A 24,241-nucleotide genomic window follows, 5' to 3' on the forward strand; every position below is an offset into this window, starting at 1 on the left:
TCCTTTGTTATCAAATGTAACTAGATGGCAAAATTAGTTATACTTTATTGAGTAGCTTTACTATAGTTTTAAGTACTTTCTTCTTCTCCCTAACGAACCAGAAAGTTTTTAGTTAACGCTAGACTCAATTTAGAGTCACTTTATAGCCCAGAGGTTTTTTATAAACCTCTGGGCAATTTTTTGCGCAGTATAATAACAATTTAGCTTTACCAAAAAACAAGTATTCATAAAGAAGTTATGAGACGCTGCGCTTTTAGAGAAGTGATTAATCAGTTAATTGAATAGATCACTTGGTCTCTGCTCATTTACTCCTCATTCACTTCTCTTTGTGCAATTGGTTTTTCAGATTTAACTTTAACGTGAACCCGCTTCACGATTATAAGTAAGCACAATTCTCTTGTAGAGATACAAGACGTCCTGCTTGCAGGCGTTTAAAAACAACGAGTTTACCGAAAAAATATTCACAAAGAGGTTATGAGTCACTGCGCTTTTAGATAAGTGATAAATCAATTCGTGAATAGCTTACTTGGTGTCTACTCATTACTCCTCATTCTCTTCTCTTTGAGCAATTGGTTTTTTACATTTTACTTTAACGTAAACAAACTCAGCGCATTCAAAGCCAACCTAGTTACAATGTTTTTTAAACATCCACCTTGTTCTAACGGCTTCAAAGTGGGGGCCAAATTTAAGCGATAGACATAAAATAGGTAGAGCATCAACTTGCTTAGCCAAATCAAAAACTTGATAAAATTTATAACCATATTTAACGGCTAAATTTAGTTCAGCAACATACAATGCTTTATACTTTGGAGATAGTTTCTGCCAGTTCATTAATGCTATTTGAATGATCCCAAACTGTACGTCGAGTTTATAAGGACCTACTTTTTTAGCCTGTTGAATGTACTCATATACACGTTCGCTCGGCCCCTCTTGGTAACTTACAACTTGTGCTAATGCAATCCAAGTTTCGGCCCATGTTTGTCTTAGTTCTAATGATTTTAATAAGTTTACTTCAGTTCGCTTATACACCAGAGATTTATCAATCATTGGATCATTGGTAACAGCTAAATTTAGCATTTTTACATATGCACTTAACTGCCAATAATGAGGTTGAGTTGGTTCTAATTCTGTCGCAAGGGTAATAGCATCATTAGCAAGTTTGAGCTCTACAGGAGTAATTGAACCTTCTGGCTGCTTTAAAATATTGAGTGCATTAAAATACCATGTATTTGCACGCATACTTTGTAAGCTTTGATAACTTATTACTAATGTAATAACTGCAAGTATGGCAATTTGTGTGAGGCGGTTTGTATTTATATTAATCATTAAACAACGACTCAGTTAAACGCTTAGGGTTAGTAAAAAATAAATCATTTGCATCATTTTGACCAATTAGCTCGCTCACTATTTGCTTAGCTTTACTCAAAATAGGAGGCCTACGCTTAACTGAGTGGGCATCGGAGGCAATATAAGTTACTAAACCCTTTTTTATCATATCTATACTAATATTTTTTGCAGTTTCGCCCCACGCACCTTCAATACTTGAAGCCGTTAATTGAAACTCACAGCCTAACTGTTTTAAACGCTCAATATAAAAAGGATTTGCTTGAATATCGCGATTACGCTCAGGGTGAGGAATAATCACCTTTATATTTTGTTTAGCTAGCCAATTTATAAACTTATCGTAACCTTGCGGTACATGCGAGTGCGGGAGTTCTAATAATAAATAATTTACTGAATTAAGTGTACCAATAAACGGGAGTTTATTACTAAGCACTAAACTCATTAGCTCTACATCAAGCCTAACTTCAGCGGCCACAGCTAGTTTAATACCAATATTATTTACTAATGCCTGTGCTTTTAAATTAGCAAGTTCGCTATACAATTGCGAGGCCGAGTTATTAAATCGCCCAATATGTATATGTGGCGTGGCAACCATATGGGTTATTCCATCATTTTGTGCAATATTCAATAGCGCTAAAGAATCACTTAAATCTTTAGCGCCATCATCTATTCCTGGCAAAATATGAGAATGAATATCAATCATAGATTTGCATTTAACTATGCATTAGGTTGTTCAGGTTTTTGCGAGTAATCATAATAGTCGTAATAACCATGGCTATGCTCGTCTTTACTTTTACTCATATCTACTTGGTTAAGCACAATACCTGCAACATGAGCTTTAGATTCAAACAGACGTTCAATACCCGCTTTAATCGGTTTAATTCGTGTAATATCCGACTTAACAACATAAATTACCGAGTCTACACTCTGTGCAATAACTAAAGCGTCACTCACAGCCTGTGTTGGTGGTGTATCTATAATTATATGGTCATACTTAGTTTTTAATATATCGAGTACTTCACTAAAGCGCGTGTTAGATAAAAGCTCTAATGGATTACCTGGGATCTGCCCGCTTGGCATAATAGCAACACCCGACTGCCCATCTACATGAACACACTCACTTAACTGCTCAGTACCTACGATTAAATTACTTAACCCCGGATGAAATACCGGTATATCGAAGCGCTTAGCTATACTTGGTTTGCGCAAATCGGCGTCAATTAGCAATACTTTACCCATTTGAGCAAGCGACATAGCTAAATTAGCTGAGGTCGTTGTTTTACCCTCACCCGGAGCACTTGATGTTACGGCTATTACTTTATGATCGCGCTCTAACTGAGTTAATAGCAAACTAGTTCTGAACGTTCGTACCGACTCTGCAAAACGCCTATAGTTATCATCCAGATAAGCATGTATCGGAAACACGCTATTTTTGGGTGTTTGTACATGCGGTAAAAGCCCAAGCATACGCTGTGCTAACTTACTTTCAACATCACTTTTCGTTTTAACGGTATCGTTAAGCGCGTCAAATATAAAGCTCATGACTACTGCAAAACCAAAACTTGCCACAAAAGCTAAAATAACAATTAATTTTTTATTTGGTTTTGCTGGATCATTTGGGGCATAAGCTCTATCAGTAAAACGTGCAGCAGCAGAGCTAAAATCACTCGTTACTTCTGTTTCTTTTGAGCGAGATAAAAACGTGTTAAATATACTGCGATTTGTTTCTACTTCACGTTTTAATTGGTTGTATTGAGTTTCTTTGCGGGTAATATCTTGATATTCGGCACGAATTTTAACTAAGTCACGTTCAAGCGCGCTAACGGTACGTGTTATCCGGTTTAGCTCTTTTTCAATACCCGTAATAAGGCCTTTAATTTGTTTGTTTAAATTATTTTTTACCGTTGCTAACTCTGCTTTAGCTGAGATCATACGCGGATGTTTAGGGCCGTACACTTCGCCTAAATCACTGAGTTTACGCTCTACTAATATAACTTCGCGCTTTACGTCCTGTATTACTTTGTGGGATGTAATTTCAGGCATACTCCCTAATAACTCCAAGTTATTATTGCCGTACTCAGTTATTACGCGATTTATACTCTCAAGATTATTTTTTTCATTGCGCGCTACAATTAACTGTTGTGATATTTGCTCAAGCTCTTGTGTGGCGAGCCCAGCTATACCTTCAATATCAACTAGTTTTTGCTTCTCTCTGTAGTTTTGTAAGCGCACTTCTGAGTCATCGAGTTGAATTCGTAATTGCGATAAACGCGTATTTAACCAGTTAGAGGCTTGTTGAGTAATCCCCATTTTTGCACGCATTTGGCTATCTATATAAACTTCACCAACGGTATTCGCTACAAGCGCTGCTAGTTTAGAATCGCTCGATTCAAAGCTAACTCTAACGAGTTGAGTTTTAATAATAGGCGAGACTGAAAGACGTGACTTAAATACAGCTAATAAACCAAGCATTTCTCGTTCTGCTTGTTCTTGTGCATCATATACCGTTTCTTCCTTTTTATTTAAAAAAGGGAGTTGCTCTTTTATCGCTGTTTTAAGTTCACCCAACGCAGACGGCTTAGCTATAAAGTCTGTATGCGCTTTTAAATTAAGCTTAGTGATTACTTCGCGGGCAATACTGTCCGATTTAATCACCTCAAACTGCGTCAGATAATATTCTTTTTTTGTCGAATCAAGACCGTATATCTCTTCAAAGCTTACTGCCTTAGTTTGCTCAGCTTCTATAAGTAAAGTAGCAGTTGCAATGTATTTTGGCACTAAGGTCAAAGCCACCATAATAGTTAACAAAGTAACTACAATAGCAAACCCTAAAATACGCCATTTAGCGAGTTTAATTACATTAAGGTAAGATCCTAAATCAATAATTTCTTCATTATTACTTAGGTTTTCATTTGTTTGGTTCATTAAATACTGCCCTGTAAACTGCTTAAAACAACCGTTGTTCAATTTTTATGGTATCGCCCGCTGCAATTTGGCTATTTAAACTACCTTTTTGTTGCTGCTGTTTAGTTTGCTCTTTAAATATGTATATTTTATCAATAGAGGCGCGCTCAGTTAAACCACCGGCAAGCGCAATCGCTTGATTAACTGTCATTGCGGGTTGATAAGGATAAGCGCCTGGCTCTTTAACTTCACCATGAATATAAAAAGGTCGGTATTCAATTACCTGCACATATATATTTGGATTTACTAAATAATCAGGTTTTAAACCTTGTGTTATAACTTGTTCAACTTCAGAAGTGTTAAGACCAGCTAATTTAACTTTACCTAAAAAAGGATAATTAACTTCCCCACTATTACCTAAAAGTGCAGTAACCTCTAAATCGGGTTGGCCAAATACTTTTATTTCTACCTTATCACCAGCACCAATTACATAACTTTGCGCTGTTTGCGCAAAGCTAACACTACTAAATATTAGTAGTGTTAAACTAAAAATAAACTTCATTAGTTAGCCTTTAAAGCAAACGTAAAATTAACACCTACAACTACTCGATCGAACTCAATTGCATTTTGTGTAGAATTTTTATCAATAAAATCGACATAAGTAGAAACCATACCAAATCTACTCGCAATATAATTTAAACCTAAGCGTGCACTTTTAGTTTTATCTTTTCGGCCAATATCACCTGTGTATTGCTCGTCAATATAAGTAACTCCTACAAGCGAACTTAAATAATCGCTCCAGCTATGTGTCCAATTAATACCGTAAAAACTTTCTTTAATATAATCGCCTTGTACTAGCGGATCTTTAGCTGAGCGACTTGTTGTTAATTGCACTGTAGAATAACTAAGTGGCTGCCAGTTAACCCCAGCTTCCCAACTTAAACCGCTAAAACTCTCACGTTCATTGGCACTAAAGTCTTTATTTTGATAACCCAATTTAAATGAACCTGAAGTAAGTGCTGTTGCTTCCCACTCCATACCAAGCAGCACTTTTACGTCGTCTGAGTCACGTGATATACCGCTATTTGCTAAAAAATCGTAACGGTAATTTTCTTGCTTAATTTCTAAAAATGTACGTGTAGCAGCTTGAGTATTATAATAACCGGTAATACCAACTAACGATTTATCATAATCACGAAACTGTGACACGGCTCTAAAATTTTGATATTTTTTACTATAAAAACCAGCGTTTAAAGCAACTTGTGCTTTTGAGCTTTGCGCACCATATTCATAACGTGTTGTCATATTTTGCTGGTGGTATTTTACAAGCTCATTTACCGTATCGCCAAGGCCTTCTGTTAAACCACTGCCACGTGGCTCATAAAGCCAGTCGGCTTTACCATTAATATCTAAGCGGTGCTGGCTAGTAAACTCTTTATGTACGCCAGCACCTATATTTACTTGGGTAAAATTATCAGCGCTCTCCTTGTTATGTAAAGAGCTACTTGTACCTAAATCAAGTTTATAACTATCGGGACCGTCTTCAATCACTGCCTTTATGTTAGGGGTAATGGTCCAAATTGTACGCGACTCTTCATTTTCTGGCGTACTAAAAAAGTTGTTATTACTGCTTATACCCGTTTGTAACGTTGGCGTGATTTCGGCGCCATCTTTAGTAATAAAACTACCTGGTTTTAAGTTAGCAGCTGCAGGAGCTGCAACCCATACACTTAACAAAGCAAATATAGGTGCAAGTGTTTTAGTATGCATTCGCATTCTTAAATCCTTTAAAAATTGTCATAAAAATAATTTTTATATCAAACCATAACGACCAGTGCTTAATATAATGTAAGTCAAATTCTACACGCTTCTCCATTTTATTCAGCGTATCAGTTTCGCCGCGCCATCCGTTAATTTGAGCCCAGCCTGTAATACCTGGCTTTGCTTTATGCCTAAACATATAAAACTCTACTTTTTTACGGTATTCCTCATTATGGGCAACAGCATGGGGCCTTGGCCCAACTATCGACATATCGCCTTTTAAAACATTTATAAATTGCGGTAATTCGTCAAGGCTTGTACGGCGTAAAAAACTACCTAAAGGTGTAATCCGCGCGTCGTTTTTTGTGGCTTGCGTTACCACTGCGCTGTTTTCGGTAACGCTCATTGAACGAAACTTCCATACTTTAATTTTACGCCCATCAAGCCCATACCGGTCTTGCTTAAAAATCACTGGGCCTTTTGAAGTAAATTTAACAGCAAATGCAATCGCAACAAGTATTGGAGAGATCAGTATTAAAATAATAGAGGCTACAACTATATCTTCAGTTCGTTTTATAAATTCACGAGCACCTATAAACGGTGATTCAAACACACTTAATGTGTCAACATCCCCCACATGCTCAATACGAGCATGTATTAAGTTAGATATTAAAAAGTCAGGAATTATATGCACATCAACCGTTGTATCACCTAACTGCAATAAAATATCAGCAATGCGTTTATCAGCTTTCATTGGCAATGCAATATACAACACACCTATTTCACCATTACGCGCTGCATTAACCACATCTTGAATACGTCCTGCAACATCGTGTTTTGCTGAGTTTTCAAAAAGGCGTTCTGGTTGCCTGTCGTCATAAAAACCTAAAAATTTAAAGCCAAGTTCGTCATTTTTAGCAATCTCGTTATATAAATGTACTGCTGACTCGGTAGCCCCAACAATAGCAACATTACGCAAATTCAACCCTAGTTTACGTCTACTTCTTTTAAATAAGTATGCAGCAAGGCGCCAAGAATATAAAAAAGTTACGCTTAACAAAAACCACAAACCCAGACCAATACGCGAAAGCGACTCAGTAAACTTAAATGCAAACGATATAACTAATAAAACAGAGAATGCAGAAAATAAGGAGCCCCAAGCACAAAGCACCATGGTTCTAAATTTACCAGCACGCCAAGAGCGATAAGCGGAGAATATTTCAGCACAATATAAAAAGCTTAAAGCAACGGTTAAAACCGAAACCATATAAATAGGTGTGAGCTCAAAACTATAGAACAAAGCTGAGCATTGAAAGGCTAAAAACAATGCAAAAATATCGAATAATCGATAAAAATTTGCATCCGACGAGCCATTAGGCTTAAACGTCCTTGAAGATGTCATTCTATGTATCCCTATAGATATCTTAAAAGTGAAATAAGCTCCACAAAACTGTGCGGCAAATGCTACAGTATCATACTAAAGTATTCAACATTAAGGATGGCTTTATATATAGTAATATTATGCAAAATGCCTTTAAGTAGCGAGGAACTTACACAAAACAAAACAAATATAAACTTACATAAACATTTATAAACCACCTCCAAACAGAAGCATCTTATTTTTATTTAAACAAATCTTTAAACCAAGCCCATACCCCAAAAGAGTAATTACTAAATATATCAATACCTAAAGCCGACTTAACTAAATAAATAATAAGTAGCAAAATTGTAACAACAAAAAAACTAAACATAGATATAGTGATTGCCTGCGATATAGCTGCTATTTTTTGCTCTTTTTTACTAAGTTCTCTTCTGTTACGACCAGCCAGTAAAACAAAATAGTATCTGTATTTAAAAAACTTAATTACACCTCTGCAATCCACTGCATGCTTACCCCACTGCCTAGCGCCTATAGCCACTTTTAGATGAACTAGCTGTTCTTCGGTAAAACTATCTTGCACATCACTAGGCATGCGGTTTAATAAACTACGGATAGCTGGATCTGCTTTTAATTTCGACAAGTTATTAAAATCCGTTAGTTAATAATTAATTAATTAATTAAACCACAAAGTTAAAATAAAATTATTTAAAGCTAGTTTTATAAATAAATTAGCTAAAAAATTTCGTTTTGAATAAATATAAAGCAAACTTCGAATTAGTTATAAAATAACGTTTCCACATGCGCCCCGGCTCTTGTAAAATCCTATAAAACCATTCAAGACCTGCATTTTGCATCCACTGCGGTGCACGTTTTACCTTTCCTGCCACGACATCAAACGTACCACCAACACCCATTACAAAATCAACACCAAGTTTGTCTTGCCACTTATTGATAAAATTTTCTTTTTTAGGTGAGGTAATGGCAACAAACAATAACTTAGCGCCAGACTCCCGTATTTTATTAACAACAGCTTCCTCATCATCCCCCTCTTTATTTCCAAAGAAATAACCATCATGATAGCCAGCAATATTTAAATTAGGGTTTTGTGCTTTAACTACTTCCACTGTTTTGCTTACAATTTCTTCAGTAGCGCCGAGTAAAAAAACAGGAAAATCTCGTCTGGCACTCATGGCTAACAGCTCATGGAATAAATCAACACCAGCAACACGTTCTGGTACATCATGACCTAAAAAGCGGGCCCCAAACACGACGCCCATACCATCTATATTTATTAAATCGCACGCTCTTACTGAATCAGCTAAAACAGGATCTTTTTGCATGTTCACAATTTTTGCCACATTAACTACCACGTGCTGTAAAAATTGCTTTTCCTCTATTCTACTTTCAATAAAAGAAACTGTTTCTTCCATTGTTGCTATATCCATTGGTGCTTTTAGAAATTCAATTCGTTTCATTTTTATATCCGTTTTAAAAGTGGTTCAGCTTCTACTTTGTTAACTAATTTTTTGACTATGTTTTTGACTATGAAAGTAAGCAAACGAATAATAAACCCACGCTTGGGTCCAACGTATGTAGTTTATTTTATTAGTAAAAAGCTTATTTTTTTGATAAATAAAACGCTGCTCTTTTGATAGGTACAGTGTTTCAATAGATCGGTTTATTATTTTTTCAGCCATAGCAAAGTCTTCGGCTGTTTTACCGACTTTTAATAACGTAAAAATAGCTTGCGAAACACTATGCATGTCTAATGGGTAACGGTTGTTATTATAATATTTAGCTGTACCGTCTTTTTCGAATAGATGCTCTTTGTAATATTGTAAACCTAGCTTAATAGACTCTTCAAATTCATCTGTATTTAGAGTGTCACTTAATAAGCGTAATGCTTCTAAATTGTAGCCTGTGTGAAAACCGTCTATAAATTGATGATGATGGCGAGCGCCATAAACCCAAGAGCCATCAGCTCCCTGACCTTTTACTGACTGGCGCGCAGCATTTAAAGCAAGCTGCTTATAATGTTCATTACTTGTAAGTGTAGCCACTTTTGCTACCCATGCAGCGCCCCATAGACTTGCGTTATGCACAAATGTGTTTTCACCTGGAATATAGCCAAAGAACTGTTTATCATCACTTTCTTTGTATAAAGTTTTAACAATAAAATGAGCACTATCAAGCGCTGGTTCTCTATATTTATTTTCGCCGGTCACTTCACTTAATGCGTATAAAGCTTGTGCCACATAAATAGTGGTAATAACGTTGGGCTTACCCTTTGGCACAAAAAAAGCGCGGGCATTCCAGTCAAAATGATATCCCCAACAACTATGTAACCAAGTAGTTTTATCGCTTTGTTGGGTAAGCAACCAGTCAGCAAGTTCTTTGGCTTCATCTAAATATATTTGCTCATTCTTTGCTTTATAGTCTTCCAGTAAACCTAAAATAAATAAACCAATTCCTTTAGGATTACGCTTTTTTGGTACCCCGCATAATGGTCTTAAGTTTACTGCTGAACGTTTATGTAACTGAATCCAAGCAAGCCCAACAAGACCCCTTTTTAAACGAGGGAATAATTCAAATAGCTTACTATTGAGTCCATCAAATGGGTCTTGTCCTGCATAATCATCACTTTTAGCGATAAGAAACATTTTTTTTGTTATTAAACCAACCTGACAACTCATTTCTCCGCCCTTATAATTAATTTCTGGTAGTAATTTGATAAGCTTTTAGCTACTACATCATCTTTAAAACACTCTAAAAGCTTACCCTTGGCAGCCTTTCCAAATTGAATTCGCTTGTCTATGTTATGTGTGAGCTCATTTAATGCATCAGAAATTTGCTCTATGTTACCTGGTTGTACTAACAAACCATGAACATTGTGTGTAATTGCATCTTCTACTGCACCTACGGGTGTTGTTATAACAGGCAAACCTACGGACATAGCTTCGAGAATGCTCATAGGTAGGCCTTCAGCATAACTTGGTAGTACAACGACATCAGTGCGAGATAGTAGCTCCAGTTTTTGTTCTTTATCGATCCAGCCCAAAACTTCAACTTTGTCTGCAATTTTTAATGTGCTACATAAATCGTGGATTTCTTGAATGTTGCCATTACCTGCAATTAGTAAACGAGCATTATCGCAAGGTGACAATGCAAAAGCATTTAACAAATCTTTTATGCCCTTACGCTGTGATAACTCTCCCATAAAAGTAAAGTTGCAAGTATCGTGCTGTACTTTATTTAATTTAATTTCAGGAACTGGGTTGAATAAAACATTCCAATTTCTATCCGTTAATCGCTCAAATTCTTTTACCCAACTAGATCCTAAACACAAACATAATTCATACTTTTTAAACGTATTAATTACTCTGCTTTTTTGTTTACTGTTTAAATTATCAAAAAATTTATCCACTTGCGCTGCATGGCATTGATAAATCGTTGGTATGGAAAAAAGTCTCAACCAAAATAAAAAATAACTTTTACGCTGAAAACTTCCTTTTAACGAACCATGTATATGCGCAACATTAAATCGTTTAAATAATAGTAAGAAAGGAAAATATATTGCCGAAATTAATAACGAAAAGTACTTATTACCCCACCCACTTGGGTTGTGAGAGTGAAAATACTCTATATCATGCTCTTTATTTAAAAAATCATTATTCATAAATGTGGTAACTACTGAGGCAACACCACCCTTAGCTTTATTAGAAACACTAATGACTAAAATTTTACTTTTCAATTTTATAATCCTTTACAGTTTTACTGTATAATTTTCCATAAACTTATTTTTCAAGCCCCCTAATGCGGACTGTAATCCGTCAATACCAAATAATGTATTGATTTCAATCACTACAATTCCATTATTTGTTATAGCAATATCCCAGCCGGTTAAATTCAAAATTATATTTTTATTCGCAAGTTCTAATATTTCATTTTGAATATTTAACCAATTAGGTATTATTAAATCTTTAAATTTAAAACCGGAGTCTGGGTGCTCATGAAAACGGGATGAGCCATATTCATGTGTTGCATAATCTCTAAAAGCGTGACCAGTTAGTAAATCAATACCTATAACAAGGCCTCCTGCAGATGTATTGTCTATTTCACTACCCTTCGACCCCATTCTTAGCGTTGTAGCTATTATCTCTACTTGCCCTTGAGTATTTCTTTTTGTAATAACCCTAAGAGTGTTTACACTGTGAGCATAGACGGCTTCGATATCCAAATGCTGTGAAATAGCTTCTTCTATAACAAAATCACCTTTCAACTTACTAACATAATCAAAGTTTAACTCTAAATCTGAGCCTTTAATTTTATAAACATCGTCTTGCTTTTTAGCAATTAAAATTCCACTACCTCCCCGCCCATTTGCAGGTTTAATAAATAATTTAGCACTATGGGAGGAGCTTAATAATTCTGAAAAACTATCGTTATTTAGTGCAATACCTTTTGAATTAAAAATATAGCGAGTCTTTTTCTTAGCTATGACATTTGCCGTTGGGAAGTTCATTCCATCAAACAACACATCCATTACTATTTTATCTTCTACAATATTAAGTAATGCTTTAGAGTTATCATACTGCGGAAATATAATCTTATAAAAATAATAACTAGGTATAAATTGCTTCATCTCATCGATGGTCAACGTACAATTAGCTGAGTAAAAATCATGATTGAAATATTGCAAAGGAAAACACCCCCAATACTTTTTCAATGCTTTAATTTCAGACTTAATTACAGCAATATCTTTTTTATCCGTAGATTGCTTAAAACGCTGCATATTTGCTTTGTACCTATAATTAAATTTAATTAAATAAAGGCACCGAATTTTTTCCATAACTGTATGTTTTAATAACTGTAACATTTTCATATTGCTACCTTTAAAATTCACAAATAGCTTGTCTCATTTTGCCATTTTTAGTTCTAATAAAATCATTAACTACAGTTATAGTTACTTCCATTTTATGGCCTAACCGCTCTTTAATATTAGTAATTAGTTTTAAGCGCTCAGAGTCGATAAAATCTGAATTACAAGTGACTAAAACTTCTATTTTCATTAACTCTTTTTGAATGAATTGAGTACCTAATAAACCATTAACCCCTTTAGGTATATGATTTAGTATATGTACCTTTTGACCATCTTCAGCGACTAAGTAATCGCCAACCCGACCTTCTATACTCCCAACAATAGGGAATACTCTTCCACAACCACATGAAGTTTTATCCGATAAAATTACATGATCACCCGTTTTATAGCGTATTAATGGGTAAAGTGAATTATTGTAATTAGTACCTATTATTTCTGCTCTTTCCTTACCTTCTTCGCTTTTACCTGCGGGAATTAATTCAACGTGCGAGTAATCCGTTAAAATATGATAAGAACCGTGCTCACAACTACCAATAGCCGCAACACGTTCAAAAAGGCCATACCAATCAAATACTGTACATTTAAATCTTTTTTCGACTAATATTTTATCTTCTCTTGCCAAAGACTCCGATGAGGTAACTATCGACTTTAATACACCCGGATAATATAAATCATTAGTATCTAAGTATTTTGCGAGTGTAACTATTGAAGATGGGTATGCTTGAATTATTTGCGCATCAAAATCAGCCATTGCTTTAATATAACTAGATAAATGCTGGTGACTCATATGAAATGAAGAAAGCATAATCATGTTTTCAAAATAAGAGTAACGCCAAAATGGCGCTTTTTTTTGATTTAAAGGAACAATCATATCCCCTCTTATCCATGCTCTTTTATCACCATCCTTAAAGCCAGCCCAAGCCATCATCCTGTTGACGAATGCTTGCTCAATAACTACAGACTCCATATTCTGTAAGATTGTCAAAGGAGAGCCTGTAGTCCCACTAGTTGCACCTTTAATTATTGGTCCGTTTCTTTTTGAAGATAAAAATTGGTCTTTATTTTCATTAATAGTTTTTTTATCTATAAAAGAAAAATCGTTTATTTCTTTTGCATTCGTTTTATAAAACTCAGTATTTTGGGTCGCTTCATTAATTATTTTTTTTTGCATTTTAGTTTGGTAACTACTTAATGCGTTAATATCAAAATCGTGAGTCATCAGTTCACTAGTAAGCTTTGCGCACTCTTTATTCTCACGTAGTTTCTGCCTTATAAGAGCTCTAATACTTAATAAAACATTTTGAACTAAAATAGGGCTTGATTGATATATTTTATTCGTAAACATTAATAGTAGTCCTTTGGGTTAACGTTCGATTTAATTACTTTACCCGGTATACCAGCTACTACACTATTGTCTGGGACGCTAATAACTACAACGCTATTAGCTCCAACAACACAATTATTGCCAACTTTTACTTCTCCCAAAATTTTAGCACCTGTAGCTATAAAACAGTTATCACCAATAATGGGAACATTTTTCGATTTAGATTTTCCGCCAATAGTAACATTAGATCCTATGACACAATTTTTGCCGATAATGGATCTTTTATGTATTACTACCCCTATTCCACCATAAGCGAATATAGTGTTACTACCAATTTCGCACTCTGAAAAAACAGCACTATTGTGGAAAATACGAATTAAAGCATTAAATAACTTTGGTAAAAGTGGGATTTTGTTTTTATAAAACCAAGAACCTATTTTATATAACTTCATTTTTATACTTCCTTGAATAAACTAAATATAAACACGAAAAAAACAACATGATGACAGGGGTTTTAGTGGTAAGGGCGTTATTTGTTAACGATACCGAAAACAATATTAATAAAGAAACTTGCATGTAAATATCATTTTTCCAAACCATTTTTATTGATAATAAAAAACTAGAAAGAAGAAGTAAAGCGGTGCCAAATAAACCAAAGCTGACTACCCACCCTATTACATAGTTTTCTATTACATTAATACCAATATAAAACTCTAAATTATTCATAATTGAAGCTGAAGCACCCATCAGCCATTCACTAACACTTAATTGCTCTAAAATAATAAACACATCAAAACGCGCTTGTGCGCTGCCATCTATATATAGTTTACTTATAATCCGTTCACCCACAGGTGTAAGTATAAGAATTAAGATTATTGCTATTAACGTGAGTAAAAAAAATGCCTGCGCTAATGCAAATTTAAGTTTTGACATTTTAATGCCCGTTGTAAAAAAATGCATCAAGTTTGGCAAAGTCATTATTGCAAAACCTACTAAAAAAACGCCTGCTGCTCCTCTTCCACCAAAAGCAAATAGCGATACAAATACAACCGTAAAGTAAATAAATACAGGGATTTTCGTCTTATTTAATAATAATAAAGCTAGGGATGCTGTGATCAAGGCATTATTTAATGGGTGAGTTAACAATGCCGTTGAACGAAAATATGTAAAACTTGAAAAATTAACATAAGTAAAGGTTCGACCAACTATAAATTCTAAGATAGCAATTACAGAATTAATGAATAACAAATAAGCCACTAATTTTAATAGCTTGTCTTTATGTTCATTTTTTAATTGGCTTAAAAGATATATAGCCAACAGTGCAGACACTATTGTATCAATTAAATAGGCCATACCTGAAGTACCAAATCGATATAATCCATATAATACAACAATAGAAATACTCAGCGAGCTTATTAGCCACGCGGTTTTTAGTTCTTTTAAATTACCTAGCGGTTTACTGATGCCTTTTTTAAACGTAAGTAACACAACAAAAAACAATAAAACATAACTATATATATGGATTTTTACTAAAGGGCTACCACCATCAGAAACATATTTAACACCTAAACCTTCCAGTAGATATCCGCCTAAAATAAAAGACGATATAAAAACAAAAAACATTACTTTGTATATAGTTCGGCTATTCATTTATTTGATATCCATATTTTACATTTTTTGTAATTAAGCGAGGTGAGTACCAATAAAAATATAAATAAACCTATAATCACATCAAAAGTAACATTTAATATAGCTACATTAGTTTCTGAAAAATTATAAATACGAAGCTTAGGCAGGAAAATAGCCATACATACCGTTGAAATAATAATTTTGTATACTTGCATTGGTATAACGTATTTATACCCTTTTTTAATAGATAAAAATAAAGCCACGCTAAATGAGAACAGACTCGTAATAAAAAAAGCACTTGCTGCGCCGATTAAACCGTAAAGAGGTATTAAGGAAATTAATAAAGTAAGATTAACGACTAAAGAAAAAACACTAATTTTTGGGAGGTACTTGGTATTTAAGGGAAACTGTAAACCATGGTCTATATAATGTGCTTTTAAATTTACAACAAATACTCCTGCACATAAAATATAAATAATTGTTGAGTCTTGAGATAAGTATTCTTCACTAAGCAATAGTTGCATTATTGGTTCTGCTAATAAACAAAAGCCAACTAAAGCAGGTAATGTGACTAAACATAATAAAGTTAAATACTCACCATGCGCTTTATATAGTTCAGTCTTATTATTGATTTTTTTTGCAAGTTCTGGATAACTAGGTAAAGCAACAACCATAAAAACAAGTGCACCAATACCAAGTAAAATATTCGAGATAGCAGAATATATACCCGTTTGTGCTAAATCGAGAGTATCGGCTATAAAATAACGGTCTAAGCGGCTTGATATGGCTGCTACCAGCCCACTTACCATTAATGGTAAGCCATATGAAAAAACAGCCTGAGCATCAGCAGTTCTAAGTTTACTTATACTAAACTTTAAAGGTTTAAATACGATTAAACCCGCAGCAATATAACTTAAAAATAAGGCACACAGTGCAGATACTGTATCAGGATAAAAAAACAACAAGCCTATTGTAAGTACAATAGCCATTATGGATTGCGTTAGTACAGACACCCTATATCGATTTAAACGCTCCATAGCTCGTGCTAATTCTAGATAGAACAGATAAAAAACTTTTGTTAAAAATAGTAAAAATGTAGCTATAAAAGTGTAAAACGTTAATAAATCAGTTAAATACAAACCTAAAATGACTAATACTAGTGCAGGTAACGTGCAGCAAAAAATAATTGAAGTGGCTATAGCGGCAAAGTGCTCATACTCTTCTTCTTTTTTACTAGGGAGTAAACGCAGCATACTAGAATTAACCCACTGGGCTGCAACTGCCCTAACAACTTCTACAGTGAGTAGCATTAGTGCCAACATACCGTATTCCGTTGTCTTTAATAACTTTGTATGTATGCTAATTAAGGCAAAAACACTGATCGCTGCAAAAATTTGTACAGGGGCATATTTGAGTAATGATTTATGCATTATTGTACTTCATCTAAAATTCTTACATATAAATTACTATATTGGCTAAAAATCGATTTAATGTTGAATTTAGTTTCAAGAGTGCGTTTCGAGTAGTCTACGTTATGTTTTAAAACAAGATTATTAATTCTGTCGGGGCTCAGCGAGTCTGAAAAATATAAAACCCCCATTTTTTCAAAGAATGCTTTCTCATCTTCAAGTATGCCAACCTCAGTGGCAACTAGAGGCAGACCAACAGCTAACATCTCTAAAGGAGCTAAGCCAAAAGTCTCTTCGCTAGAAGTAAAAACACCTAAATCAGAATTAAGGTATTGCTCAACAATTTGGGTTTTGTTTAGCTTACCTAAAAAGCTCACTTTTCCTTCTAAGCTCAAAGAAGTCACCTGCTTTTTAAGTTGCTCACTGTATAGTCTATCGGCGGCTGGCCCGATAATAATTAGAGAAGACCCAAGACCACTTTTGACTAGTTTATTAAACAAAACGATAGAATCTTCGACCCTCTTTCTTGGTGTTAATAATGCACAGGTCACAAGCTTTATTTCTTTTCGTTCACGTTTTATATAGTCAGCTTCAAAATATTTTTGATCAATTGGATTATGAATTACTTTCGATTTGAAGTTATCCTCAAATAGTGCTTGCTCTAACTGCTGACCTACGACAACTACAAAGTCACTCCGTGTTTTTAAAATTAGCGGAATAACCCTTTCATATAAAAAATTATTCACTAAGCCAACATCCCTACGGGCTATTTTTTTATAACTATGAACTGTAACTACTGCTTTACCTGTAAAGCCGCTTCCAATTAATGAACTCCAAAAATGTGTATGAACTAAATCTGGCTTGAGTAATTTTAATAACTTACGAATATGCCAATTTTGCCAAAGAATACCTGGAATTTTTAAACCAGTTTGCTTACTAGATGCTGGCAACCAAATAAAATCCACATCATCGGCTAAGCTTATAACATCACCTGTGTAGGATGTTTTACTTTGAGGATCGAGCCCAATAATAGTAAACCTAAAATTCGTATCTGAATGATTAACTAAATATTCGGCAAACATTTGGCAAACACTGTCTACCCCACCACAGTTTTCTGTACCCCACTCATAAGTTGAGAGAGGCATTATCAATACAATATGTTTTTTATCCACAATGCCCATCCTTAGAAAAGCTTAGAACTCTAAAAACTTTTGTAATCTTGAAAAAAAACATTTCACATTTAAACATTTTTTTTAATAATATCCATCAATTGAGCGGCTCTTACATCAGCGCTTTCTGTTCTTGCTAATTTAATACGATTACTAATTCGCTCTTGCTGCCTACAAACTTTAATTGCCTCCCTAGCTTTTTCTATAAAATTTTCTTTAGTCTCGGCTTCAAAAATCTCTTCAACTAAATTGGAATAATCATCATGTGTTTTAGTAGCTACAACAACCTTTCCTAAAGCTAAGTATTGGTAAACCTTATTGTGGTGAACATATTTTGAAAGCTCATTTATGTTATCCAACATTAAACATACGTCCCAACCAAAAACCTCTTCTTGAATTGACTCATACGGTATTTTACCTATATAACTAACATTGTCGGGTATAAGTAAATTTTTCATCCTTTTTACATTTTCTGGGTCAGAGAAATTAAGCGAGCCTGCAAAACGGAATTTTATTTCTGGAAATTCTGAAATAAGTAGTTCAACTAACTCTAGGTCTATAGTAATTTCATTCATATTTCCGGCATAACCAAATACTATTTCATTTGTAATTATTCGTTCATTAAACTTGTCAAAATTCCAACGATCTAAATCTGCAGTATTTGGCCAATAATGGCCTTCAACATCTATATTTAGATGCTTTTTACAATAAGTAGTAGCAAGCTGTTTACTTGTGCAAAGTAACAAGTCACTCTGTTCGGCTAGTAATACCTCCTCTTTTTTAGATTTAAAGCCGTTCATCAAGCTATATGGATCAACGAAAAGTGAAATCAAATATTTATTTTTTAATAAGGGTAATAAATAAGTAATATGTATACTCGTAACTAAGCAGATATCACAGTTATTTAGCTTCTTCCTAAGGAAAAAATATGAAATAGACAGTTCTAAAAATGATATAAACTTATACTTTCGGCTTGTTTTCTCAGGAAATAGCGTATAGAAATAATCAATATCAACAAAAATTGATTGTGTTTTTGGTTTAAAGTAATCCTTAATATTTCTTTTTACGACTACTCTTACATTCTTATATTTTTTTGAAAGTGCTTCTATCGTAGCTCTATTTTGAAATTCTATTGTTGTTACAATAGCTAATATATTCAATTTCTTATTCCTTTTAATTATTCGTTTAATATTTCTAGCTATATCTGCAACTAGGATTCCCAATGAGTGTAAAAATAAAATTGAATTTTTCTTTGATTGCAGATAAGAATAAATATACTTTTATCAGTATATGAATCTAGACTCACTCCAATTTTTTTGAAAACCTAGCAACATTTATTATACTGTTTTATTTTATTGAAATTACATAGTTAATGTTTTTATAAGTTTGAATTGGATTAATGAAAACATTTAAAATAGCTCGCATCGCTGTAATGAATATATATCGTGTTTTTTTAAATAGTACATAAAAAAATAAATCTGCAATAAAAAAGGATAAAACTGAAACTATTGCAGCGCTATACAATCCATATATTGGTATTAACAAGTAATTCATACTTAAACTAAAACTTGCAGCGACTATAGATTTAATTAATTCAAATTTGGCTAAGTTCATTAAAATTAACATTCGTGAGAATACTGCAGCTAAATATATTACTACCACTTTCCAAATAAGAATTTTTAAAATAGGTGCAGCATCAGTAAATTCATCACCAAACAACAATTTAACAATATCGTCAGCAAATATGCCTACAAATATTGCACTAAAAAGTCCTAAAACAAATAATATTTTTATAAGACCTGAAAAAAAATAATCAAGATCTTCACTGTTTTCATCAACTTTTTTTACTAAAGGCAAATAAAACGCCATCGTAATGATTGTACCTACAAAAGTAAATTGCATAATTACTTTTCCCGCAGCACTGTAAATACCAGCATCACCCTCAGTCATCATACTTGTTATTAATACAATATCTGCCTGTATAAAAAGAGGATAGATTGCACCTGCAATTAACAAGGGTTTTGCTTCTTTTAGTACTTTTTTTAAAATATTAAAATCAAAATACAACTCTATTTTTTGTATTTTTTTATACTCATAAAACAAGAATAAAAATTGAAATGCTGCTTGCAATGGAATAAAGGCAATTACATATTCATAGGGTAACTTTAAATATAAAGCATAAAAAAGATACATTAGAGCTATTAATCTTGAGCTTAATGCTGACATTCCAATTTTTTTTGGTAAGTTAACTGATTGAAAGTAAAGTTTTATAACAGTAGCTCTGGAGAAATACACCGAAATTGAAATCCAACAAAAAATAACAAACACGTCGGTTTCTACATGCCCATCACCCATGTGCCATATAATGGTATAAATAATTGCACATTGAGTAACCCAAGCTAATAACTGAGTTATAAATATTGTTGATATATATTTAGTATTAGATGGTTGGCGGGCTAAATCTTTTACAATAATATGGTCTAAACCAAGTACAGTTATAAATACTGTTAAAGCAGATATAGCTTGAATATAACTTAACTTACCCAAACTTTCAGGACCAAATAAGCGTGCAACTAGTACAACACTTAATAGTCCAAAAGCTATGGTAGTAAGGTTTTCCAATCCATACCAAAATATTTTTCCGATGTTATTTTTTTTAGACATCGACTTATATAGCCTTAATAATATATTTTATAAAATCTAATATCATCTGCTTATATCCCCCAACTCGACTTCATTTTCAAACCTATTGTTTATATATTTTGCTGGTGAATTATAGTTTATTACTTTGGCTTGGTTCCCTACTGCAGTTGCATTTTTAGGTATATCTTTAACCACTACAGCACCTGCCCCTATGGTAACATTACTTGCAATAACAACGTCTTCCACAATACATACCATAGGCCCTATGTATACATTATTACCAATAGAGGCAGCTTTGCCGTGATTGCTGCCTATATTTACAAATTGACTGATATAGCAGTTAATTAGCTCAAATGGAGTCATAATTTAATTTACATTATCCCACGCGTGTCTATCACAACTTTTGAGGCAAATTCTGTCTTATCTGCTGCTTTAAATTGTTTGTGATCTACCAGCACTACTATAATATTAGCTTGCTCTAATGCTGTTTCTAATGTTGTAAGCTCCACACCTTTTGATGAAAGCTTTTCAGGTAATTCTTGTATATTAGGTTCTACTGCTAAAATTTTACCTACGTTTTGTATGGCTAGCTCTTGTACTATTTGTAGTGCAGGGCTTTCACGCAAGTCGTCAATGTCTGCTTTAAATGCTAAACCTAGGCACGCTATTACTGGGCGTTTAAATTCGTCAGCGGCTTTTGCTATTTTATTTATTACATAATGCGGTTTTGCATCATTTGTTAAGCGCGCTTGTTTAATTATTTTTGCTTCGTCTGGGCAGCTAGCAACAATAAACCACGGGTCAACAGCAATACAGTGTCCACCTACACCAGGGCCTGGGTTAAGTATATTTACGCGAGGGTGGCGATTAGCTAATTTAACTAATTCCCACACGTTAATTTTAAGCTTGTCGCAAATTACCGATAGTTCATTAGCAAATGCTATGTTTACATCACGAAATGAGTTTTCTGTTAGCTTTGCCATTTCAGCTGTACGTGCGTTTGTTACGATGCATTCACCACGCACAAATGTTTCATATAATTTTACTGCTTTTTCGCTACACGTTTTACTCATACCACCGATAACACGGTCGTTAGATACCAGCTCTTGTAGTACATAACCTGGTAATACGCGTTCAGGGCAATGTGCGACGTTAATGTCGGCAGCATCGCCTTTATCTTGCGGGAAAGATAAATCAGGGCGTGCTTCGCTTAACCATTGTGCTAGTTGCTCTGTTGCACCTACTGGTGAGGTTGATTCTAAAATGACTAAATTGCCTTTTTCGAGTACTGGGGCAATAGTTTTAGCTGCAGATTCTATGTAGCTTAAATCTGCTTTATGATCACCGCTTTCGCTATGGATAAATGGTGTTGGTACTGCAACCATAAATACATCCGCTTTTTCTGGAACCGTTGTTGCTCGTAAGTTACCTGTAGAAACAACACCGCGTACAATAATATCTAAATCAGGCTCTACAATATGTATTTCACCAGCGTTAATTGTATCAACCGCTTTTTGATTTACATCTAAACCAATAACGTTGATCCCTCTTGAGGCTATTACAGCTGCTGTTGGTAGTCCTATGTAGCCTAAACCTACTACTGATACTGTTTTAATTGTCATTACAAAATCCTTTAAAAAACGTTTTATTGCACGTTAAAGTGTTGTTTAATTTTTGAAATAATACGCTCACACGCTTTCCCATCACCATATGGATTATGTGCTCGGCTCATTGTTTGGTAATCAGCTTGATTTGTTAGTAGGTTTTTAACTTCAGCTATAATTCGATTTTTATCGGTGCCTACTAATTTAACTGTACCTGCAGCAACTGCTTCTGGACGTTCAGTTGTATCGCGCATTACTAAAACAGGTTTACCTAAGCTTGGTGCTTCTTCTTGTACGCCGCCTGAATCGGTTACTATTATGTGGGCTTTACTCATCAGGTATACAAATGGCAAGTAGTCTTGAGGTTCTATAAGCTGTACGTTTTTAACGTCTTTTAAAATACGATTTACAGGCTCACGTACATTTGGGTTTAAATGCATAGGGTAAAGTACTTGCGCCTCTGGATGTGCAAGTGCTATTTCTGCTAGTGCTTCGCAAATACGTTCAAAACCACCACCAAAACTTTCTCGTCTGTGGCCTGTTACTAAAATTAACTTTTTACTTTCGTCTAATTCTGGAAACTTTGCTTTTAGTGTACTTATTAATACTTCATCTGTTTTTACTTTATCAACAACTTGTAATAGTGCATCTATTACGGTGTTACCCGTTACAACTATGTCGTTAGAATTAACACCTTCGTTAAGTAAGTTTTGCTGTGAAGTATCGGTTGGTGCAAAGTGAAGTTTTGTAATTGCACCTGTTAATTTACGATTACCTTCTTCTGGCCAAGGAGACCCTAAATTACCTGTGCGTAAGCCAGCTTCTACATGCCCAACCGGAATTTGCTGATAAAAAGCAGCCAAGCTTGCTGAAAGTGTTGTACTTGTATCGCCATGAACAAGTATTAGGTCTGGCTTAAACTCTTCCAAAATAGGTTTCAAGCCCAAAAGAATATTGGTGGTTACATCGTATAAACTTTGGCCTGGTTTCATTATGTTTAAGTCGTACTCTGGTACAATTTCGAACAGGTCTAAAACTTGATCTAGCATTTCTCTATGCTGCGCTGTAACACATACTTTGGCTTCAATACCATCAGCTAAGTTTAATGCTTTTACTAATGGCGCCATTTTAATTGCTTCAGGGCGCGTACCAAAAATACTTAATATTTTAATAGCCATGACTGTCCTTAATTTAAATAATTTAATTTATTAATTACTTGAAGTAAGTAATTCTTTAACTCGCCCGGTAAACTCTTCACCCCTGTGGCTTGATTGCATTGCGTACTCAATATTAGCCAGCATATATCCTAACCTAGAACCACAATCATGTGATTTACCTTTTAAGTGGTAGGCTTCTAGTGTTTCTAAGTGGCATAATTGTAATAAAGCATCAGTAAGCTGTATTTCACCGCTCGCACCTGGTGGGGTGTATTCAAGCAAATCCCAGATAGCGGTAGATACAACATAGCGCCCTGTAATAGCTAAATTACTTGGCGCTTTATCGTTATTCGGTTTTTCGACCATGTTTTTAATTGCAGCATTTTCGCCTGCGTTTATTTTTTTACCGGCTAAATCAACCACACCATATTGATGCACTTGCTCTTGAGGCACTGGCTCTACCATTACCTGGTTGAAGCCTGTTTTATCGAATCGATCGATCATTTGGCTTAAATTGTCAGTTTTTGAATTTGATTTATATTTATCGATAATTACATCGGGTAGCATTATCGCAAATGGGCTATTACCCACAATTGGACGCGCTGCTAAAACCGCGTGGCCTAAGCCTAGTGGTGCTGATTGGCGAACAGAAACTACCGTTACATCTGTTGGTACTATTGAACGAACCTCTTCTAGCAGACTACGTTTTACACGTGCATCTAGCGTGGCTTCTAGCTCAAAGCTAGTATCAAAATGGTTTTCTATCGCGTTTTTTGAGGCGTGTATAACAAGGACGATTTCTTTGATGCCAGCGGCTACGGCTTCATTAATTACGTATTGAATTAAAGGTTTATCTACCAGAGGGAGCATTTCTTTAGGAATGGCTTTTGCGGCTGGTAACATACGCGTACCAAGGCCTGCTACAGGTAATATTGCTTTTAAAACTTTCATTTTAATTCCTTTCATTATTTTGCTAACAGCAAAAAAAGGAATAACTAAAGCTGAATCCCTTTTAAGCGCTTCACGAGCCTTGTGAA

The 24,241-nt window shown here is 34.5% G+C and carries 22 protein-coding genes; all 22 read right to left on the minus strand.

The features are described 5' to 3' along the window. Window positions 1-624: 624 nt before the first annotated feature. Window positions 625-1,326, minus strand: coding sequence for a VpsP family polysaccharide biosynthesis protein (locus PARC_RS10355; protein ID WP_010554205.1), 702 nt, complete (start codon window positions 1,324-1,326; stop codon window positions 625-627). Next, a complete protein-coding gene (locus PARC_RS10360; RefSeq protein WP_010554204.1) occupies window positions 1,319-2,047 on the minus strand; it encodes a tyrosine-protein phosphatase in 729 nt (242 codons plus the stop codon). The genes PARC_RS10355 and PARC_RS10360 overlap by 8 nt, the downstream gene beginning before the upstream one ends. Window positions 2,048-2,061: 14 nt before the next feature. Then, a complete protein-coding gene (locus PARC_RS10365; RefSeq protein WP_010554203.1) occupies window positions 2,062-4,269 on the minus strand; it encodes a GumC family protein in 2,208 nt (735 codons plus the stop codon). A 22-nt stretch (window positions 4,270-4,291) separates the two neighbouring features. Then, window positions 4,292-4,810 (minus strand): polysaccharide biosynthesis/export family protein, encoded by a 519-nt coding sequence (locus PARC_RS10370; RefSeq protein WP_010554202.1) that lies wholly within the window; start codon window positions 4,808-4,810, stop codon window positions 4,292-4,294. Further along, a complete protein-coding gene (locus PARC_RS10375) occupies window positions 4,810-6,024 on the minus strand; it encodes an outer membrane beta-barrel protein (protein ID WP_010554201.1) in 1,215 nt (404 codons plus the stop codon). Before PARC_RS10375 ends, PARC_RS10370 begins: the two co-directional genes overlap by 1 nt. Beyond that, on the minus strand, window positions 6,008-7,411 hold the full coding sequence (locus tag PARC_RS10380) for an undecaprenyl-phosphate glucose phosphotransferase (protein ID WP_010554200.1): 1,404 nt from the start codon (window positions 7,409-7,411) through the stop codon (window positions 6,008-6,010). The genes PARC_RS10375 and PARC_RS10380 overlap by 17 nt, the downstream gene beginning before the upstream one ends. Before the next feature lie 220 nt (window positions 7,412-7,631). Further along, window positions 7,632-8,030, minus strand: coding sequence for a hypothetical protein (locus PARC_RS10385; protein WP_010554199.1), 399 nt, complete (start codon window positions 8,028-8,030; stop codon window positions 7,632-7,634). Between the two features lie 88 nt (window positions 8,031-8,118). Further along, window positions 8,119-8,865: a WecB/TagA/CpsF family glycosyltransferase gene (locus tag PARC_RS10390; protein WP_010554198.1), complete on the minus strand. Its 747-nt coding sequence runs from the start codon at window positions 8,863-8,865 to the stop codon at window positions 8,119-8,121. Between the two features lie 39 nt (window positions 8,866-8,904). Then, the gene (locus PARC_RS10395) at window positions 8,905-10,083 is read right to left on the minus strand and encodes a glycoside hydrolase family protein (RefSeq protein WP_010554197.1); all 1,179 of its coding nucleotides are present in this window, start codon (window positions 10,081-10,083) and stop codon (window positions 8,905-8,907) included. Then, complete coding sequence (locus tag PARC_RS10400; protein WP_010554196.1) at window positions 10,080-11,141, minus strand: glycosyltransferase family 4 protein; 1,062 nt, start codon at window positions 11,139-11,141, stop codon at window positions 10,080-10,082. Before PARC_RS10400 ends, PARC_RS10395 begins: the two co-directional genes overlap by 4 nt. Window positions 11,142-11,153: 12 nt before the next feature. Then, entirely contained in the window at window positions 11,154-12,272 is a 1,119-nt protein-coding gene (locus PARC_RS10405) for a sugar-transfer associated ATP-grasp domain-containing protein (RefSeq protein ID WP_010554195.1), read from the minus strand. Window positions 12,273-12,282: 10 nt separating this feature from the next. Further along, entirely contained in the window at window positions 12,283-13,614 is a 1,332-nt protein-coding gene (locus PARC_RS10410) for a phenylacetate--CoA ligase family protein (RefSeq protein ID WP_010554194.1), read from the minus strand. After that, a complete protein-coding gene (locus tag PARC_RS10415) occupies window positions 13,614-14,045 on the minus strand; it encodes a serine O-acetyltransferase (RefSeq protein ID WP_010554193.1) in 432 nt (143 codons plus the stop codon). Before PARC_RS10415 ends, PARC_RS10410 begins: the two co-directional genes overlap by 1 nt. Next, on the minus strand, window positions 14,032-15,243 hold the full coding sequence (locus PARC_RS10420) for a VpsF family polysaccharide biosynthesis protein (RefSeq protein ID WP_010554192.1): 1,212 nt from the start codon (window positions 15,241-15,243) through the stop codon (window positions 14,032-14,034). Before PARC_RS10420 ends, PARC_RS10415 begins: the two co-directional genes overlap by 14 nt. Next, complete coding sequence (locus PARC_RS10425) at window positions 15,240-16,652, minus strand: oligosaccharide flippase family protein (protein WP_010554191.1); 1,413 nt, start codon at window positions 16,650-16,652, stop codon at window positions 15,240-15,242. Before PARC_RS10425 ends, PARC_RS10420 begins: the two co-directional genes overlap by 4 nt. After that, on the minus strand, window positions 16,652-17,803 hold the full coding sequence (locus PARC_RS10430) for a VpsD family glycosyltransferase (RefSeq protein WP_010554190.1): 1,152 nt from the start codon (window positions 17,801-17,803) through the stop codon (window positions 16,652-16,654). Before PARC_RS10430 ends, PARC_RS10425 begins: the two co-directional genes overlap by 1 nt. A 68-nt stretch (window positions 17,804-17,871) precedes the next feature. Continuing rightward, window positions 17,872-18,960, minus strand: a complete 1,089-nt coding sequence (locus PARC_RS10435) for a glycosyltransferase family protein (protein WP_010554189.1) — start codon at window positions 18,958-18,960, stop codon at window positions 17,872-17,874. A 187-nt stretch (window positions 18,961-19,147) separates the two neighbouring features. After that, window positions 19,148-20,464, minus strand: coding sequence for a flippase (locus PARC_RS10440; protein WP_010554188.1), 1,317 nt, complete (start codon window positions 20,462-20,464; stop codon window positions 19,148-19,150). Window positions 20,465-20,506: 42 nt separating this feature from the next. After that, window positions 20,507-20,806 carry an LbetaH domain-containing protein gene (locus PARC_RS10445; protein WP_010554187.1) on the minus strand — a complete coding sequence of 100 codons (300 nt, stop codon included), beginning with the start codon at window positions 20,804-20,806 and terminating at the stop codon, window positions 20,507-20,509. An 8-nt stretch (window positions 20,807-20,814) separates the two neighbouring features. Further along, on the minus strand, window positions 20,815-22,065 hold the full coding sequence (gene wecC, locus PARC_RS10450; protein ID WP_010554186.1) for a UDP-N-acetyl-D-mannosamine dehydrogenase: 1,251 nt from the start codon (window positions 22,063-22,065) through the stop codon (window positions 20,815-20,817). A 23-nt stretch (window positions 22,066-22,088) separates the two neighbouring features. Continuing rightward, window positions 22,089-23,225, minus strand: a complete 1,137-nt coding sequence (gene wecB, locus PARC_RS10455) for a non-hydrolyzing UDP-N-acetylglucosamine 2-epimerase (RefSeq protein ID WP_010554185.1) — start codon at window positions 23,223-23,225, stop codon at window positions 22,089-22,091. Between the two features lie 30 nt (window positions 23,226-23,255). Next, window positions 23,256-24,155 carry a UTP--glucose-1-phosphate uridylyltransferase GalU gene (gene galU / locus PARC_RS10460; RefSeq protein ID WP_010554184.1) on the minus strand — a complete coding sequence of 300 codons (900 nt, stop codon included), beginning with the start codon at window positions 24,153-24,155 and terminating at the stop codon, window positions 23,256-23,258. Window positions 24,156-24,241: the final 86 nt, after the last annotated feature.

The sequence above is a fragment of the Pseudoalteromonas arctica A 37-1-2 genome, assembly GCF_000238395.3.
GTDB lineage: Bacteria > Pseudomonadota > Gammaproteobacteria > Enterobacterales > Alteromonadaceae > Pseudoalteromonas > Pseudoalteromonas arctica.